At 60.1% G+C, this 12,855-nt stretch carries 18 protein-coding genes and 1 pseudogene; 2 read left to right on the top strand and 17 right to left on the bottom strand.

Annotated elements, in window-relative coordinates; all coding sequences use genetic code 11:
• The first annotated feature begins 87 nt into the window (after window positions 1–87).
• Window positions 88–285, top strand: coding sequence for a hypothetical protein (locus VQ067_RS24750; protein ID WP_003099811.1), 198 nt, complete (start codon window positions 88–90; stop codon window positions 283–285).
• 425 nt (window positions 286–710) lie between these two features.
• Here the strand turns inward: VQ067_RS24750 and VQ067_RS24745 are convergent.
• Window positions 711–884 (bottom strand): annotated as a pseudogene (locus tag VQ067_RS24745) (DUF159 family protein); the annotation flags it as partial.
• A 41-nt stretch (window positions 885–925) separates the two neighbouring features.
• Here VQ067_RS24745 and VQ067_RS24740 point away from each other — a divergent pair.
• Complete coding sequence (locus tag VQ067_RS24740; RefSeq protein ID WP_003099808.1) at window positions 926–1,180, top strand: hypothetical protein; 255 nt, start codon at window positions 926–928, stop codon at window positions 1,178–1,180.
• A 320-nt stretch (window positions 1,181–1,500) separates the two neighbouring features.
• On the opposite strand, the gene VQ067_RS24735 is transcribed toward VQ067_RS24740, so the two are convergent.
• The 16 genes from VQ067_RS24735 to VQ067_RS24660 all read right to left on the bottom strand — a co-directional run bounded on the left by VQ067_RS24735 (window position 1,501) and on the right by VQ067_RS24660 (window position 12,459).
• Window positions 1,501–3,750 carry a DEAD/DEAH box helicase gene (locus VQ067_RS24735; protein WP_023518435.1) on the bottom strand — a complete coding sequence of 750 codons (2,250 nt, stop codon included), beginning with the start codon at window positions 3,748–3,750 and terminating at the stop codon, window positions 1,501–1,503.
• 104 nt (window positions 3,751–3,854) lie between these two features.
• On the bottom strand, window positions 3,855–5,300 hold the full coding sequence (locus VQ067_RS24730; RefSeq protein WP_023518436.1) for a DUF6094 domain-containing protein: 1,446 nt from the start codon (window positions 5,298–5,300) through the stop codon (window positions 3,855–3,857).
• Window positions 5,301–5,329: 29 nt separating this feature from the next.
• Window positions 5,330–5,935 (bottom strand): hypothetical protein, encoded by a 606-nt coding sequence (locus VQ067_RS24725; protein WP_003125296.1) that lies wholly within the window; start codon window positions 5,933–5,935, stop codon window positions 5,330–5,332.
• 92 nt (window positions 5,936–6,027) lie between these two features.
• Window positions 6,028–6,282, bottom strand: a complete 255-nt coding sequence (locus VQ067_RS24720; RefSeq protein ID WP_003117062.1) for a hypothetical protein — start codon at window positions 6,280–6,282, stop codon at window positions 6,028–6,030.
• Between the two features lie 67 nt (window positions 6,283–6,349).
• Window positions 6,350–6,712, bottom strand: coding sequence for a hypothetical protein (locus VQ067_RS24715; protein ID WP_003117061.1), 363 nt, complete (start codon window positions 6,710–6,712; stop codon window positions 6,350–6,352).
• Between the two features lie 69 nt (window positions 6,713–6,781).
• Window positions 6,782–7,057, bottom strand: a complete 276-nt coding sequence (locus tag VQ067_RS24710) for a hypothetical protein (protein ID WP_023518437.1) — start codon at window positions 7,055–7,057, stop codon at window positions 6,782–6,784.
• A complete protein-coding gene (locus VQ067_RS24705) occupies window positions 7,054–7,686 on the bottom strand; it encodes a DUF3275 family protein (protein WP_023518438.1) in 633 nt (210 codons plus the stop codon). Before VQ067_RS24705 ends, VQ067_RS24710 begins: the two co-directional genes overlap by 4 nt.
• Before the next feature lie 56 nt (window positions 7,687–7,742).
• Window positions 7,743–8,093, bottom strand: a complete 351-nt coding sequence (locus VQ067_RS24700; RefSeq protein ID WP_004347949.1) for a hypothetical protein — start codon at window positions 8,091–8,093, stop codon at window positions 7,743–7,745.
• A gap of 242 nt (window positions 8,094–8,335) precedes the next feature.
• Window positions 8,336–8,704 carry a hypothetical protein gene (locus VQ067_RS24695; RefSeq protein ID WP_003099790.1) on the bottom strand — a complete coding sequence of 123 codons (369 nt, stop codon included), beginning with the start codon at window positions 8,702–8,704 and terminating at the stop codon, window positions 8,336–8,338.
• Window positions 8,705–8,823: 119 nt separating this feature from the next.
• Window positions 8,824–9,021 (bottom strand): hypothetical protein, encoded by a 198-nt coding sequence (locus tag VQ067_RS24690; protein WP_003099789.1) that lies wholly within the window; start codon window positions 9,019–9,021, stop codon window positions 8,824–8,826.
• A 73-nt stretch (window positions 9,022–9,094) separates the two neighbouring features.
• Entirely contained in the window at window positions 9,095–9,253 is a 159-nt protein-coding gene (locus tag VQ067_RS24685) for a hypothetical protein (RefSeq protein WP_003099787.1), read from the bottom strand.
• A gap of 137 nt (window positions 9,254–9,390) precedes the next feature.
• Entirely contained in the window at window positions 9,391–9,879 is a 489-nt protein-coding gene (locus tag VQ067_RS24680; protein ID WP_003099785.1) for an STY4534 family ICE replication protein, read from the bottom strand.
• Window positions 9,880–10,204: 325 nt separating this feature from the next.
• Window positions 10,205–10,339: a hypothetical protein gene (locus VQ067_RS24675; RefSeq protein WP_003099783.1), complete on the bottom strand. Its 135-nt coding sequence runs from the start codon at window positions 10,337–10,339 to the stop codon at window positions 10,205–10,207.
• 37 nt (window positions 10,340–10,376) lie between these two features.
• Window positions 10,377–10,517: a hypothetical protein gene (locus VQ067_RS24670; RefSeq protein WP_003099780.1), complete on the bottom strand. Its 141-nt coding sequence runs from the start codon at window positions 10,515–10,517 to the stop codon at window positions 10,377–10,379.
• A gap of 76 nt (window positions 10,518–10,593) precedes the next feature.
• Complete coding sequence (locus tag VQ067_RS24665) at window positions 10,594–11,160, bottom strand: hypothetical protein (RefSeq protein WP_340080937.1); 567 nt, start codon at window positions 11,158–11,160, stop codon at window positions 10,594–10,596.
• A 312-nt stretch (window positions 11,161–11,472) separates the two neighbouring features.
• On the bottom strand, window positions 11,473–12,459 hold the full coding sequence (locus VQ067_RS24660; RefSeq protein WP_003099775.1) for an Rpn family recombination-promoting nuclease/putative transposase: 987 nt from the start codon (window positions 12,457–12,459) through the stop codon (window positions 11,473–11,475).
• Window positions 12,460–12,855 lie beyond the last annotated feature (396 nt).

Here is a 12,855-nt window from a genome sequence, read left to right as displayed (position 1 = left end):
GCGAAGATCAGTCGACTCTGGGTGCCCTTCACACGCATCCAGGCTGCGTCATTTCTGGTTAACACTGCTTCGAGGAAGCCCTAGGCCATGAATACAGACCTTCCCCAGCTCGAACAAACCATCATCGATATAGCGCGCCAGGAACTGGCCGCCGTGGCTGCTTTTTATCGCAAGAGGGAGGCAGGGATTGAGAGCGCGCACGTCGATGAGGCATGGAGCGAATACCTGGCTCGCTACCATGCACTGAGCACGCTTTTGGTGCTCGGCCAGTTGCCTATAGGTTGACTGAAAGGCTATTCCTAGGAATTAAGCTATGACGAATTGCTCCCTTGATGCACTTGAAGAACATTGAGAAAAATGGTTAAGGTTCCTTGGTTGTATCAAGCTTGTAAAACTGATTTATAACCATAGGGGGTTATTATGAGTGGTGAAAACAGTCTTCTCGAGAGGATGGTTAATGGTAAGTTGGGGCCAGGCTCAGATATTGGTCCTGCCGATTCACAAATAGAGGGTACTTACCGGCGCGGCTATCACCAAGCTATGGCGGAGGTTGCATATTACCTGAAGAATGGGGGAACCTTGTCCGCGGCCTCACTGAATGATTGGGTGAGCGAGGACCTTCGTCGCTGGCGACAGGGGAAGGATAACGCCCCGATTCATCGCCAGATACTTCCTCCTGCAATTCCTGGCAGCCGATAGTTGAACTAAGCCTACCCGGTCCGCTGAGGCTCTATGAGGTGTACCCCTTGATTGCGAACATTGCCGACCGCGCGGTCGACGCGATACCAGGTGAACACTTCTGGAGCCTCACTTTCCTGCAGTACCATCTGCTCTGCCCGTTCGGGCGTGGTTGCCTCATCGACCCACTCATTTGCGAGTTCTGGAGGGCGAGTTGGCAAAGGTCTGATTACCGAGGAAAATGCTCATGACTAAGCAGTTCTACCCCAGGCTCACGGAAAATAAGAACCAAGAGCCAAGCCGCCAGGCTTGGGTTTTCATGGTCGCAATGCCGGCCTTCGTCCTGGGTTGTATTTTCACGTTCGCTATCTTGTGGTTCGGCCCGGTGGCCGTGCGTGACAAGGTAATCGCAGAGTATGAGGCCGATGTTATGCTCCTGGCCAAACAGCTGGACGAGGCCGAAAAATACCGGCGCATACCATCGCCAGCAGCGGCAAACTGATTGAGGGAAGCGACGTGAGTTTGCTGGCGATCTATTCGCTGAATATAAAACGGTCACTAGGTAGGAGAGAAAAGGGCCATGCCGCGATACCACGTCCATTTCATGTCCGTGCGCCAGGGGAAGGGGCTTTCCAACAGGCATACGAGACAAATAGACATTGAATTCCCCATCGAATACGACACTGACATTGAGGCAGTCCAGCGCTGGGCGGCAAAGGAGGTTGGGGCGGATGATGCTGTCTTACTGTCTTGGCAGTTACTCAAGGGCGCTGTACGTCCAAGCTGATATAAAAAAAGGCCACCCGAAGGTGGCCTATGAGTTCATGCTGCAATGAGTTGTCGTGCCAACGCCATCTCCACCGAGTCCCCGTCCTGGTTCAACGAATCGAGACCTGACTCGGGAACGTCTCCCGACGTGCTCTGAGCCACAGCGATCTTCTTCGCCATCAACTGCAAGCAGGTGATCTGCGAGCTGCCGGCGTAGCCGAAGAACACCACCCGCACCGGGTGCTTCTGCCCGATCCGCCACGACCGCCGCGCGGCCTGCTGCAAGGTGTACACGTTGTACCCCGTCTGCAGGAACGCGATGGTCGGGAAGTCCAGCAGGTCCAGCCCGGTCTTCACCAGCTCCGGGTTGGTGATCAGCACATCGATGCCGCGATCGACCTGGTCGAGGATCCAATCCTCGCGTCGAGCGGTATCGACCGAAGCACGTAGCACTGCCACCTTCAGCCCGGATTGCTCGAGCACTTTCTTCAGCCTGGACGTGGTGTCGCGCGTCCCGCTGTAGACGGTGTATGCCAGAACCTTGCGGCCCTTCGCTTTCTCCTCGAGGCAGAGGTCCACCAGCGCCTGCTCCTTGGGCATCAACTGCTCGTCGCCGAAGATCGCTGGCACGAAGGCCAGTGTGTCCCGGCTTCGCGGATGCTTGACGATCTCCGGTCGGAAACAGCAGTCCGGCCAAGCCAGCAGCACGTTGAGGACCACGCCCAGGAGCGTGGTATCTCGTCGCGCCAGAGCCTGGCGGAGCTCCGCTGTCAGCGTGGCCGCCAGGCGCTGATAGGCCGAAGCCTGATCAGGCGCCATCGGCACGTCGACGAACTCCTCCTGGTAGTCGGGCAGTACGTTGCCACCGATATCCTTGAGCTTCAGGAACACGGTGAACGGCAATACGAAGCGGTGGATGCCCTTCGGGCCGAAGCCGGGAGCCTTCACCGTGCGTACCGAGAGCTTCTTGCCCCGCGCTGTCTTGTGCGAATCACCGTCGCGCTCGGTGTAGATATCCTTGAGCACACCGTGGTCGCGCATGAACGACATAGCTGCGGGAGCCATGCTGCCGCGCGCGTTGGGCCGATAGCCGTCCTCGATCATGCGCTGGGTGAGGATGCGGAACAGGAGGTAGAACAGGTCGTCGGCGTAGCCGCCCATGAGCGTTCCGGTCAGCAGCACGGTTTTCCGTGCCTTGGCTGCGAGAACGCCCATGGCCTGGCCCTGGGCCGAACCGCTGTTCTTGTACTCATGCCCCTCATCCACCACCAACAGATCGAAGTAGCCGTTGGGAAGTTGTCTTTTTATGAACTCGGTCGGTTGGTAGCCGCCTTCGCCGAAGCCGAACTCGATGTTCGCCATCGATCGCTCCATGCGTTTGGCCTGCCGATCGCTGAAGACGAAGTCGCCCTTGGCGTCCATCAGGTTGATGAACTCCGAGACGTTGTCCACCAACATCGTGGCCAGGAAGTCCTCGCCGAAGTCGTTCAGCAGGCGCTCCGCCCTGACCGGGCCGATGGTTGGAATCCGACACATCGACTTGAGGATCGTTGCGCGCCGGTTGCCGCCGTCAGGCTTACCTGGCCGGATCAGCGTCCAGAGCGCCCCACGACAGGAGGAACAGGTACGTCGACGGTCACCACGCTCGAACTCCTCCACCGTGACCAGGTTGCCTTCCAGGTCCTCGAGGACCTGGCCGCAATCCGGGCACGCAGCGAGCAGTTGGCCGCCGGCGGCGCGTTTCTTCCAGCAGGCGAGCCGCCAATGGAAACCCATCCGCATCCGCACGCGGCCGAGGATGAAGAACTCCTGGCGTCCGTCGTAGGCGTCGCCCATCTGATCTCGTAGCTTGAGCAGTTTGAGCAGAGTATCTGGGCCATTGAGTACCCAGACGCGGGCGGCTGGGATGGTCTCCAGAATCTCGCGGCGCCACTTGTAGACCAGGTGCGGCGGAGAGACAACCAGGGTCCGGCGATAGCCGGCCGCGTGCATGACCGCTGCGACAGCGATGGCCATCATGGTTTTCCCGGTGCCCATCTCGGCGTTGATGATCCCGGCCTGCTCGTTACGGTCCAGCAGCAGGGCGGTGATGGCCTGGACGACCTCGGCCTGGGCCGCGAAGGGCTTGCGCTTGAGTCGGTCCATCACCAACTGGCGGTGAGCGTTATCGGAGCCGGTATAGACCGGGGGGTTGGAGCGATTGAGCGACTCCAGGAGCTCGTCGCCGAACTCGTCGATGAAGTCGGTCAGGTTGATGTTCAGGGGGAAGGCGGCCAGGGCGGCCGGTTGGGTCTGAGCGTTCATGTGCATCTCCTGCGGATGAAGGAAGAAAGCAGGGCATGCACGTCCCTTTCGGGTATCGGCATACCCTGCAGGGGGGAGTGGAAGGAATCGCCGTGGGGGCGAGGTCAGTAGTCGCTAGGGAGCAACAGGGTGGTCGAACTGCGATTGGCCTCAGTGATGATCCAGAGCCTGGATTCGCCGCCGGCGTCGATGTCGTAGGACGACAGCAGCCTATCGCCGAACTTCAGGGCTCTCTGGTTGGTGTTCCAGTCTTCCTGGTCCAGCGTCCCCCAATCTCCCGCCAGATGGCGGTTCAGCAAAGGCGCTGGGTTGAGTTGACCGGTTTCCACCAGGTGGCTCACGGCAGCGGTCATTACGACTTGGCCAGGGCTGAACAGCAGCGGTTCGGGGGCCGGCTCAGGTTGGGGCTCTTCAGCCTCTTCCGTGGTCGCAGCCGACGAGCTGATGGTCAGCACGCGGCCCTGATTGACCGAGGAGGGTGTCATTTCCCATGCCCGGATGATCGGGATGAAACGGTCTGTGAGTATCCTCACCTCGGTGATGTTGCCGTCTTCGTCTTCGGTGAATTCGGTCTTGCGGACCTTGTCCTTGTAGGTGTCACCCTTCACGACCAGGATGCGGCCCGACTTCGAGCGCACGACGCCGGAAATCGCGCCGGCGGCCAAGGCCAGAGCCAGGTGCCAGCGAGACAGCTCGCGGACTGGTGGGCGGGGCTGCAGCCCCGCTTGCGCGAAGTGCAGGTTGAAGTCAGGCCAGAGACCTCGCAGCCGCTGGATCTCGCCGGCGAACTGCTCCGGCTCCAGGGTTACTCGATAGAAGTGCTCCAGCTCGCTGGTGGCCGGCAGAACCACATAGGGTTCACACGGCCAAGCCGCTGGAATTTCCTCGGCCTTTTCCTGGCCCGCGCCGATCGCCTGCAGGCGAGACCTCACCTGATTGGCGTCCGCCCGGGCCAGGTCCTGTCGACGGACCCGGATGCCGAAGATCACCACCTGTTTGAAGGTAGGATCCGCGGCTGCGTATATGCGCAGGCCGGTGAAGTGGTTGCTCAACCAGCCGGTCAGCTCATCGTCCAAGACGTAGTGAGGAACAATCAGGACCATGACGCCGCCGTACTGCAGCAACGGCAGGCAGCGCTGGTAGAACGCTTTCTCCAGACGCCTGCGGCCGCTGCCCTGGTACTGCGACGCACCGGAGTGGTCCGCCACCAGGTCGCCATAAGGCGGGTTGAGCCAGAGCAGTCCGAACGACTGCCTGCTGATCATGGTGTCGAAAAGGTCACTGTGCAGCACTCGGTCAAGCAAGCCTCGAGCATGGTCGGCGCGCTCGCGGTCGTACTCGACAGCGAGGGCTTGGACCTTGTCGCGGCCGAGGATGTGTGCTGCCTCAGCCAGGGCAACCCCCTCACCGGCGCAGGGATCACAGATCCTCATCCTGCCCGACGGGGCGGGAGCGAGGGCCTGCAGAGCGCGTTCGAGGGTGACCTCATCGGTAGGGAAGTAGCCGTTGCGTGCAAAGTTGCGCGCCAAGCGCGGGAACATGAGGGCCATGGGGCCTCCTTGAGTCTGAGAGGGATGGCTCAGGCTTGCGCCTGAGCATCGGTGGTAAGAATGCTTTCGCGGATCAGCTCACCGAGAGTGGGCTCGAGCACGTCGACCCGCAGGGCGAGTCGCCAGGCGCAGACGTTGCCGATCGTCCCGGGTAGGGCCGTCAACATCTGGTGCTGGGTGAGGACCTCCATCACCGGCTCGCGCCAGTGCTGCAGGAGGGGGAGCGGACAGGTTTCCATCACCAGCGGCCAGAGCCTCTGGTGTGGATCCTCATCGCGCTGCAGGAGTGCGAAGGCGAGGTGATTGCCTCGGTCGGGCGCCGAGGCGCGCCGATCGAACAGCCAAAGATTGAGCAGGCTGCCGAACAACGTGCCGCGGAACTGGCGGGTGGTGCGTTTCTCCAGGAGATCCTGGTTTGGGAAGACAGGTAAGCGGCGGCCGTCCACGATGATGTGGAAATGGTCGATGCCATTTTCTTCCCGGCCCAGCGTCAGCCTGGCCAGGAACTCTTGTGTCACGGTGTCGCGGCCCCAGGCCGAAAGAAAGACCAGGTTGCGCTGCTCGTCGCACACGCAGGCGTCGACGTACAGGTCTGGGCACTCTTCGATCTGGTAGAGCGGGGTGGGACTGGGCATAGGAACCTCCTGGAAGGAGGAGCCACGCCGCCCTCGAGGGGCGGTGAAGCCCCTCGGGGGTGTAGTCCAACTGGTGCAGGGGAGCGTGGTGGTTACCGAACGCTCTTGGTGTGAGGGTCGAAGCTCAGCCCATCGTCTTGGTGCAGCGGCCCTTGGCCGTTCAGGAAGACCTGGCAGAGGTACTGATCGCGTAGCGCGACAGCCGCTTCCGCCTGCTCCAAGGTCAGCGACAGCTCCTCGATGAACAGGTCGATGAGCTCGTCGTCGCCGGCGACGTCGTTGTTGGACAGTTGATCCTCGAGGTAGGCGAGGGTTTCCTGGGTGAGGTTGGTGAACAGTGGGTTCATGGTGTGCTCCTGGTGGTAGACGAGGAGCGCCCTTGAGGGAGCCCCTCAAGGGAAGTGGTTGGTGCGGTCAGGCTTGGTGTTCTTGCGTCAGACGGTCTCGCCACTCCTGGTTGGTCTCATCGTGAGCCAGGTCCAGGAACTCCAGCGGACAGCCGTAGTAGAACGGGCCTGCTTTCTCCGGAATGGTCTTGTAGCCCCATTGCCCGGCCGAGCAGTCCAGCAAGTGCAGCTCGATCATGGTGATCGAGTGACCGGCCGGCTTGCCGAAATAGAATCCGGCAAGGTGGAAGGTTCGTTTTACGACAGTCCAAAGTTCATTGCCGGAGACTGCGTGTGCCAGCACCTCGGTGCTGCCTGCGAAGGTACTGGTTGGGGCCAGCAGCTCACGCAGCAGGTCTTCCTTCGTCTGATGTGAGAAAAGCCATCCCATAGGTGTGCTCCTGTGGTTGGCCAGGTCTCCCTGACGGGAGAACCCGGCAGGGGTGGGTAGGGTGTTGCTTCAGCGTGTTGCGCGCTCAAGGCGCTGGAGGAGCCGGTAAGCTGTTTGCCTGGCCTGCCAGTCGCAGTACAGCCATGGCTCGTTGTCGGCCGCATGCTCCGACGAAGGGGTCTTCACCCGCTCACGCAGTGCGATGATGGCCTGGTCGACGACGGATCGGTCGAACACTGCATCGCGGAACTGATCAGACAGATTGTCCAGTCCGACCTCGCGCAGCGAGGCGCAAACCAGCAACAACTCCTCGCTGAAGCCTGGGGTGTTGTAGATCGATTTCATGCGGCCTCCTTGCGGGTCCACACCTGTTGTTTGAAGTCGAGCTCATAGCCCAGCGCGCCGAGTCGCACGCACTGTTGGCGCAGTCGCTTGCGGTCGACCGTGGTGTCCAGCTTGACGATTTCGCCTAGCGGCCAGACCGTCCCGAACAGTTCTGCATCCGCGTCTGTGTCCAGAGAGGCGGCCTGCGCTGCAGGAGCCGGAGGGTCCATACCGAAAGGCGCGTCGTCCCCGGTTGCGACGGGGCGCAGAGGCTTCGGTTTCTGGGGCGACTTCGGCGGTGCCGCCGGTGCGACAGTGGGTTGCTGGATCGCGGGCACTTCGTCGAGCGGATCGACCTCATTGCCAGAGAGGCGCTCTGCCTCCTCGTCGCTGAGGTTGTCCACGTCGTCCAGCGTCATGCTGTCCAGCTTGGCGCGGATCTCGACGACCAGCCGGCCGCCGGTGGTGTAGTACGAGGGACGGATCTCGGTGATGGCGAAATCACCGCGGTACTTGCCTTCGATGTGCTGGTCCAGGAGAGCGTCCTTGATGACGAACTCCCCGATCGAGGTCGAAAGCTTTCCCACGTTGAACTCGCCATTGCGACCGTTGATGGTTCGAATGGCCAACTGGCCGGGTATGTTGATCATGGCGTGACCTGCGAAAAGGATGATCCCGCCGAAGCGGGATCGTGGTGAGGGGAGAACTACTCGGTATCCGGGTTGCCCTGGAGGCTTTCTTCCTGCAGCTCGATGCGCAGGTAGGAAGGCTCATCGGACGGCTCGACTATCGAGAGGACTAGCAGCGCGAGCGCGCGGTCCTGCCCCTCTTCCTCCTTGTGGTACAGGTGGAATTGGATGTGCTTCGCGGTCGGCTGGAGCGAAAGCTCCTGCCAGGCGGTTTGAACGACACTGGCCAGCCGGGTGCCCATCTCGTCGACCCTGGCAGGGTTGGCGAGATAGACCAGGCGCAGCCAGGCCGCGTTGGTGAGAACGATCGGGAGTTTGAGGTACGCAGCAGTGTGGCCTGCGCTGGAGTGGTTGTTGAGAGAGGTCATGAGAGGTCTCCGAATACGCAGGCCTCTCCCGCGGGGATGAGGTCCCCGCGTGGGTGGGTAGGATGCACTCCATCACTTGCGTGATGCGACCGCGCTGCCGAGTGCTGTAGCGGTCTTGGGTGGGTTAGCGCTTGCGCGCCGGAGCCTTAAACCCTGGCTCCTTGGGAGGCGCTGTCAACGACAGCGAGCCAATTCGAATTCGGGGGCTGGCGGGATTTCCCGCCGGCCGGATTGCTCAATCGTCAGTGACCGTCGCCAAACGACAAGCAGCGAATGACACTCTCGGCCTCGGACAACGAATATTGATCGCCGATGTGCTTTTGTTGGCCGCCAGCCTGTTCGGCAAAGATGCCGTAGATCACGTTGCGGACCAGGCCATCATTAGGGCAGCGGTCCTCAAGCCCCTCACCGATCTCTTGACCCTCGGTGATTAGCGCGAAGTCGTCATTGAAGATGCAGGGGAAGCACTGCAGTTGTGCATCGGAGAGAGATTGCTGCGTCGGGTGCAACGCACGGTAGCAGGGGGCGCAATCATCTTCGTAGGTTATCTGCAGGGTGCGTTCGATCCTGAAGTTGCTATAGCCGCGGATAAACGGATTGAGTTGAGTCATGGGATATCTCCGGAAATCGGAAGCCCATGCCCTTGGAGGCTATGGACCTCCAGGGGAAGTAAGGGGCGCCGAAGCGCCCTGAGGGTGTGGAGTTGTTGCAGTTAACGCGATAGGTCTTCTTAATATTCCCGTTGCGTCCAAGTGCCGTTGTCTAATGCCTGTTGGGCAAGTTCGCGGGAGGGGTAATATTCAACCGACTCGCGCGAGGCTGGTACTTCTTCATCAAGGGTGCCGATATAAAAGCCGGCGTTGGACATAAGAACCTGCAGCGGCAGTTCGAGACGAAGATGGGCGAGTGCCCGCTTTCCGTAGTGCATGGTGATTCTCCTTTCGGTAGGAAACACCAGTCCCACGGGGACTGTGGCCCCCTAAATGGGAAATGTTTGGCGATTAGGCCAGGGCAGATACCTGAGTATTGTTGCTGGCCAGGAACAGCCAGGCGAAGTTGCAGAAATGACTGCTGAGCAGCAGCTCTTCCTCGACGTCGCTGAGGCAAACCTCTTCAACTTCCGGCAGAGCGGGCAGATCTACGATTTGGATATTGCTCATGATGATCTCCAGATAATGGAGAACACCACGCCCTGGGGGAGATGGTGCCCCCCGGATGGGTATGCGATGAAGAGTGGCGCATAGCGTAGGTAGTGAAAGGCCCTCGGGATGAGGGCCGGTATTCGATCAAGCCGTGCTCAAGCAGCGGCTTGTTCAGCGCGCTCAGCAGGAGCTGCGGGCTCACCTTGCGGTTCGCCTTGGCCTTGCTGGGCTTTTTCAGCTTCTTCCTTCGCATCGTAGACGGTGGTGCCATCCACTTTGATCCAGGAGATGAAGAGCAGCCGGCCTTTGAGGCTTGCGCCGGACTGGCCTTTTTTCTCACCTTTCTCGTAGGTGAAGGGATCCGCCCAGATGTCGCCGATACGGAAGGAAATCAGCACCTTCTTCTCGGCCTCGACTGCTTCCTTGCAACGGCGGACAAGCTTTTCAGCCTGGGCGCCGACCACTTTGCAGTCGATGTAGGAGTATTCCACGCTGTCTGCCGCGCCATGGAGGGCTGCGACGGTTACGGCGAGGAATGGTTCACCTCGGCGGATCGGTACCTCGCGGATGCGATTGAGGTAGCCGATACCGGTGGTGTGCAGGTCGAAATATTTGGCTTCTTGGGCTTGGGTGTTGTTGCTCATGATGATTCTCCAGTTTCGTAAGCGAAAGCGGAGAAACACCTTGCCCGTCAGGGAAAAGTATTCCCCGCATGGGTCGGTATTGGGAGGTAAATCAGAGGGAGAGGGCTTCCATCAACCTGTGGGTTGATTGATCGCGCTACCGGAAGCTGGTGCGATCTTGGGTTCGATCTACACGGAAGTCCGTGTCGTAGTCTTTCAGATCATGACTACTGGGGGAGGGTTGCCGACAACGTCAGCAGCTCACGGGGTAAAGGATGGGCAGGGGAAAAATGAATGTCAATACCCATGAAATGAAAAAAGCGCCCAGTGTTGGGCGCTTTCATGGTCAATGATGACGGGGAAGAATCCGATGTTTTTGGCACCAGGTCTTGACCTGAGGCCAACTGAACCAGAGGGCTATGCCGGAGCAGATAACCACCAGGCTGGTCATGATGATCATGCCGAACTCGGTCTGGGACATTTCACTCCTCCTCCTCGGTGAGAGCGATACCTATGAGCTAGATTACCATACCCATGACGAAAGCATATGCCGTCAGCAAGCGGTGCTCGCTGAGGAAGATGCCCACCAGGCTCGCCGCAACGGCAGTGGTACCGATTTTTCGGAGATCGTCTGCGAATGCAGAACGTTTCGATTTCATGGTTTTCCTCGAAAAATGCCGGAAAACCACCCTGCGGGATGGTTCCCGGCAGGGTTGGGAGTGGTAGCAGTGGCTATTAGCGGCCGAGAGCAGCTACTTGTTCATCCGTCATGGTGGACAAGTAGTCCTGCCAGCGTTGGTGGTATTGCTCCTGAGTACGCCGATGGAGTTCCCAAGAGACTGCGCTACCAGGAGGTGCTGGCAAAAGAGCAATCTCATGATCGTTCAGGGACTCTAACTGGAGAGGGGGCCTCCCCATTTCGCTTTCGGAGTTGGGTGCAATCAAATGGTCGAGGGAACCCATCTTGAGCTCCTTCCTGACTGGCGTTTCAGCTTTGGCGGTCGCCTTGGCCGGCTTGGGTTTGCGTGCGCGCTTGGGCTTTTGCACCTCGCGCGTATTGGCTAGATACCAGTCATTCAGGTTGATATTCTTCAGCCGGACGATGGCTGGGATGTCGCTGATGTGTTCTAGCTCGCCAGCGGTCGGGCCGGCCAGGAAGGCAGGATCGATGCGCTGGACGCTCAACGCAACCGGCGCTTGTGCTTGCACTACGACCGGAGGGCGACTGAGCGCTCTGCGGAACTCACGCACAACACTGCCGAGGGCAAAGCCGATTTCGAAGCTGGTGGATTGCTTGGACATGGTGTTTCTCCTGCAGGTTGAGGGTGCGGAGAAAACACTGGCCCTGGCGGGGAAGTGGATTCCCCGCTGGGTTGCGGAAGGGAGCTTCTATCGACCGAGGCCGACCGACCGCGCTACCAGAAGCTATGCGGTCTTGGGTTGGATCAACACGGTGGGCTGTGCTGCAGCCTTTCGGATCCGAGCTGCATGGGGGCATGTCGCTGACAACGTCAGCAGGACATGGGAGGAGGTTGTACGCGTTGAGCGTGGGCGTCAAGGGGCGGATAAACGACAGCCCCTGTGAAGGGGCTGTCGGGCGGGAGCCAGGCGAAATCAGTGAGCGGTGAACAGCTCAGCCAGGCTCTGGGCGGTGAGGATGGCGTCGGCCCAGGCTTCGAGCTGGGCCTGGGTGGCGGCTTCCAGCCGGGCGCGATCGGCAGCCGACAGCGGGCCAAAGCGGCGCTCCGCCAATCGGGTCAATAGTGCCGCCTGACCTTCCTGGCGTCCTTGCTGAAGACCTTGCTGAAGACCTTGCTGAAGACCTTCGCGCTTCCAGGTTTCGGACCATTGTCCGGTGTGTTCGGTGAGCATGATGTAGATGTCCTCCAAGGTTTCGGTCGACGGTAGCTGGTTGGCTTGCCGGTTGAGTTTTTCGGCGACGGTATGCCGGATCCAGACGTTGAAGGCACGCCTTACACTATCACATTCGGGGGCGTGCAACAGCTTTTGCAACGTTTCGACGGCGCGGATCGCTTGTTGTGGGTGAGCGCTGTTTTCCAGGTGCAGGACTTGGGCTACCAGGTTGTCGTCCTTGGGCAAGGTTGTGACATCCAGGTGTCGTTCGTCGAGCAGGAAATAGCGCAGTTTGGGTTTATAGGCGGCCAGGGGCGAGTCCGCAGGGATCTCGAACAGGTCGGCGGTGTCGAGCGGGCCGCTCCATCGGGGGCTACCGTTGTAGAGGACGATAGGGAAGACCGGTGGTAGAGGCTGTCCAGGCAAGACGACCCTCTGTCGGGCGAGGTCCTGGTAAAGCAGACCTATGTAGGTCATCAGGCGAATGGCCATCCAGTAGTCGTCGGTGCTCTGGAACTCGAGCAACAGGTAGAGGTAGATCCAGTGGTCATTGTCGAGGCGAACGCGCCATAGCAGGTCGTTGTGTCGGTCGCGCAGGTCGTCGGAGACGAATTGGCCGCTGACTTTTTCCAGGGTACTGAAGTCCAGGTGCTGGACCCACTGTTCGGGGACAAAGCCGCGGAGCAGGTCGCGGACCAGGTCGGGGTGGGAGAATAGGAGTTTGTAGGCGCTGTCATATTGGGCCATTGAATTTCTCTTGGTGGATGATGAGGGCATCCCAATGGGGCGAGCGTAGTGAGATTGTGGCGAGCGGCGTCAGAAAGGGTCGAGCATGGTGGATCTCCTGTGTTGCGGGCACGATGGAGAACACCGATTCCTTGATGGGAGGGTGTTCCCATCAAGAGGGGGAGGAGGCGCTCCAGCAGAAGCTGCTGTTTCCGCGCTGCCGAGCGCTGTGCGGACTTGGGGGAGGATCGACACGCTGGACGGTGCTGCAGCCTTTCGGATCCAAGCTGCATGGGGGCATGTCGCTGACAACGTCAGCAGATCACGCGTTCATCATCGAAGCGGGGGGCGAAAGTGTCAAGGTCAAGCAGGAGGGGGAGCGGATGCAGCGGGCGGAGAGCGAGGGCGGAAGAGCGC

It is taken from the genome of Pseudomonas sp. KBN12P06040 (assembly GCF_037574965.1).
Lineage (GTDB): Bacteria > Pseudomonadota > Gammaproteobacteria > Pseudomonadales > Pseudomonadaceae > Pseudomonas > Pseudomonas aeruginosa.
This window is presented reverse-complemented; position numbering and strand designations above follow the sequence as displayed.

Coding starts and splice junctions, on each gene's coding strand:
- VQ067_RS24675 (WP_003099783.1), bottom strand. CDS start 10,339: ATGTCCCAGACCGAGTTCGGCATGATCATCATGACCAGCCTGGTGGTT.
- VQ067_RS24710 (WP_023518437.1), bottom strand. CDS start 7,057: ATGAAATCGATCTACAACACCCCAGGCTTCAGCGAGGAGTTGTTGCTG.
- VQ067_RS24670 (WP_003099780.1), bottom strand. CDS start 10,517: ATGAAATCGAAACGTTCTGCATTCGCAGACGATCTCCGAAAAATCGGT.
- VQ067_RS24740 (WP_003099808.1), top strand. CDS start 926: ATGACTAAGCAGTTCTACCCCAGGCTCACGGAAAATAAGAACCAAGAG.
- VQ067_RS24725 (WP_003125296.1), bottom strand. CDS start 5,935: ATGCCCAGTCCCACCCCGCTCTACCAGATCGAAGAGTGCCCAGACCTG.
- VQ067_RS24660 (WP_003099775.1), bottom strand. CDS start 12,459: ATGGCCCAATATGACAGCGCCTACAAACTCCTATTCTCCCACCCCGAC.
- VQ067_RS24715 (WP_003117061.1), bottom strand. CDS start 6,712: ATGGGATGGCTTTTCTCACATCAGACGAAGGAAGACCTGCTGCGTGAG.
- VQ067_RS24730 (WP_023518436.1), bottom strand. CDS start 5,300: ATGGCCCTCATGTTCCCGCGCTTGGCGCGCAACTTTGCACGCAACGGC.
- VQ067_RS24680 (WP_003099785.1), bottom strand. CDS start 9,879: ATGAGCAACAACACCCAAGCCCAAGAAGCCAAATATTTCGACCTGCAC.
- VQ067_RS24720 (WP_003117062.1), bottom strand. CDS start 6,282: ATGAACCCACTGTTCACCAACCTCACCCAGGAAACCCTCGCCTACCTC.
- VQ067_RS24665 (WP_340080937.1), bottom strand. CDS start 11,160: ATGTCCAAGCAATCCACCAGCTTCGAAATCGGCTTTGCCCTCGGCAGT.
- VQ067_RS24705 (WP_023518438.1), bottom strand. CDS start 7,686: ATGATCAACATACCCGGCCAGTTGGCCATTCGAACCATCAACGGTCGC.
- VQ067_RS24735 (WP_023518435.1), bottom strand. CDS start 3,750: ATGAACGCTCAGACCCAACCGGCCGCCCTGGCCGCCTTCCCCCTGAAC.
- VQ067_RS24750 (WP_003099811.1), top strand. CDS start 88: ATGAATACAGACCTTCCCCAGCTCGAACAAACCATCATCGATATAGCG.
- VQ067_RS24685 (WP_003099787.1), bottom strand. CDS start 9,253: ATGAGCAATATCCAAATCGTAGATCTGCCCGCTCTGCCGGAAGTTGAA.
- VQ067_RS24690 (WP_003099789.1), bottom strand. CDS start 9,021: ATGCACTACGGAAAGCGGGCACTCGCCCATCTTCGTCTCGAACTGCCG.
- VQ067_RS24695 (WP_003099790.1), bottom strand. CDS start 8,704: ATGACTCAACTCAATCCGTTTATCCGCGGCTATAGCAACTTCAGGATC.
- VQ067_RS24700 (WP_004347949.1), bottom strand. CDS start 8,093: ATGACCTCTCTCAACAACCACTCCAGCGCAGGCCACACTGCTGCGTAC.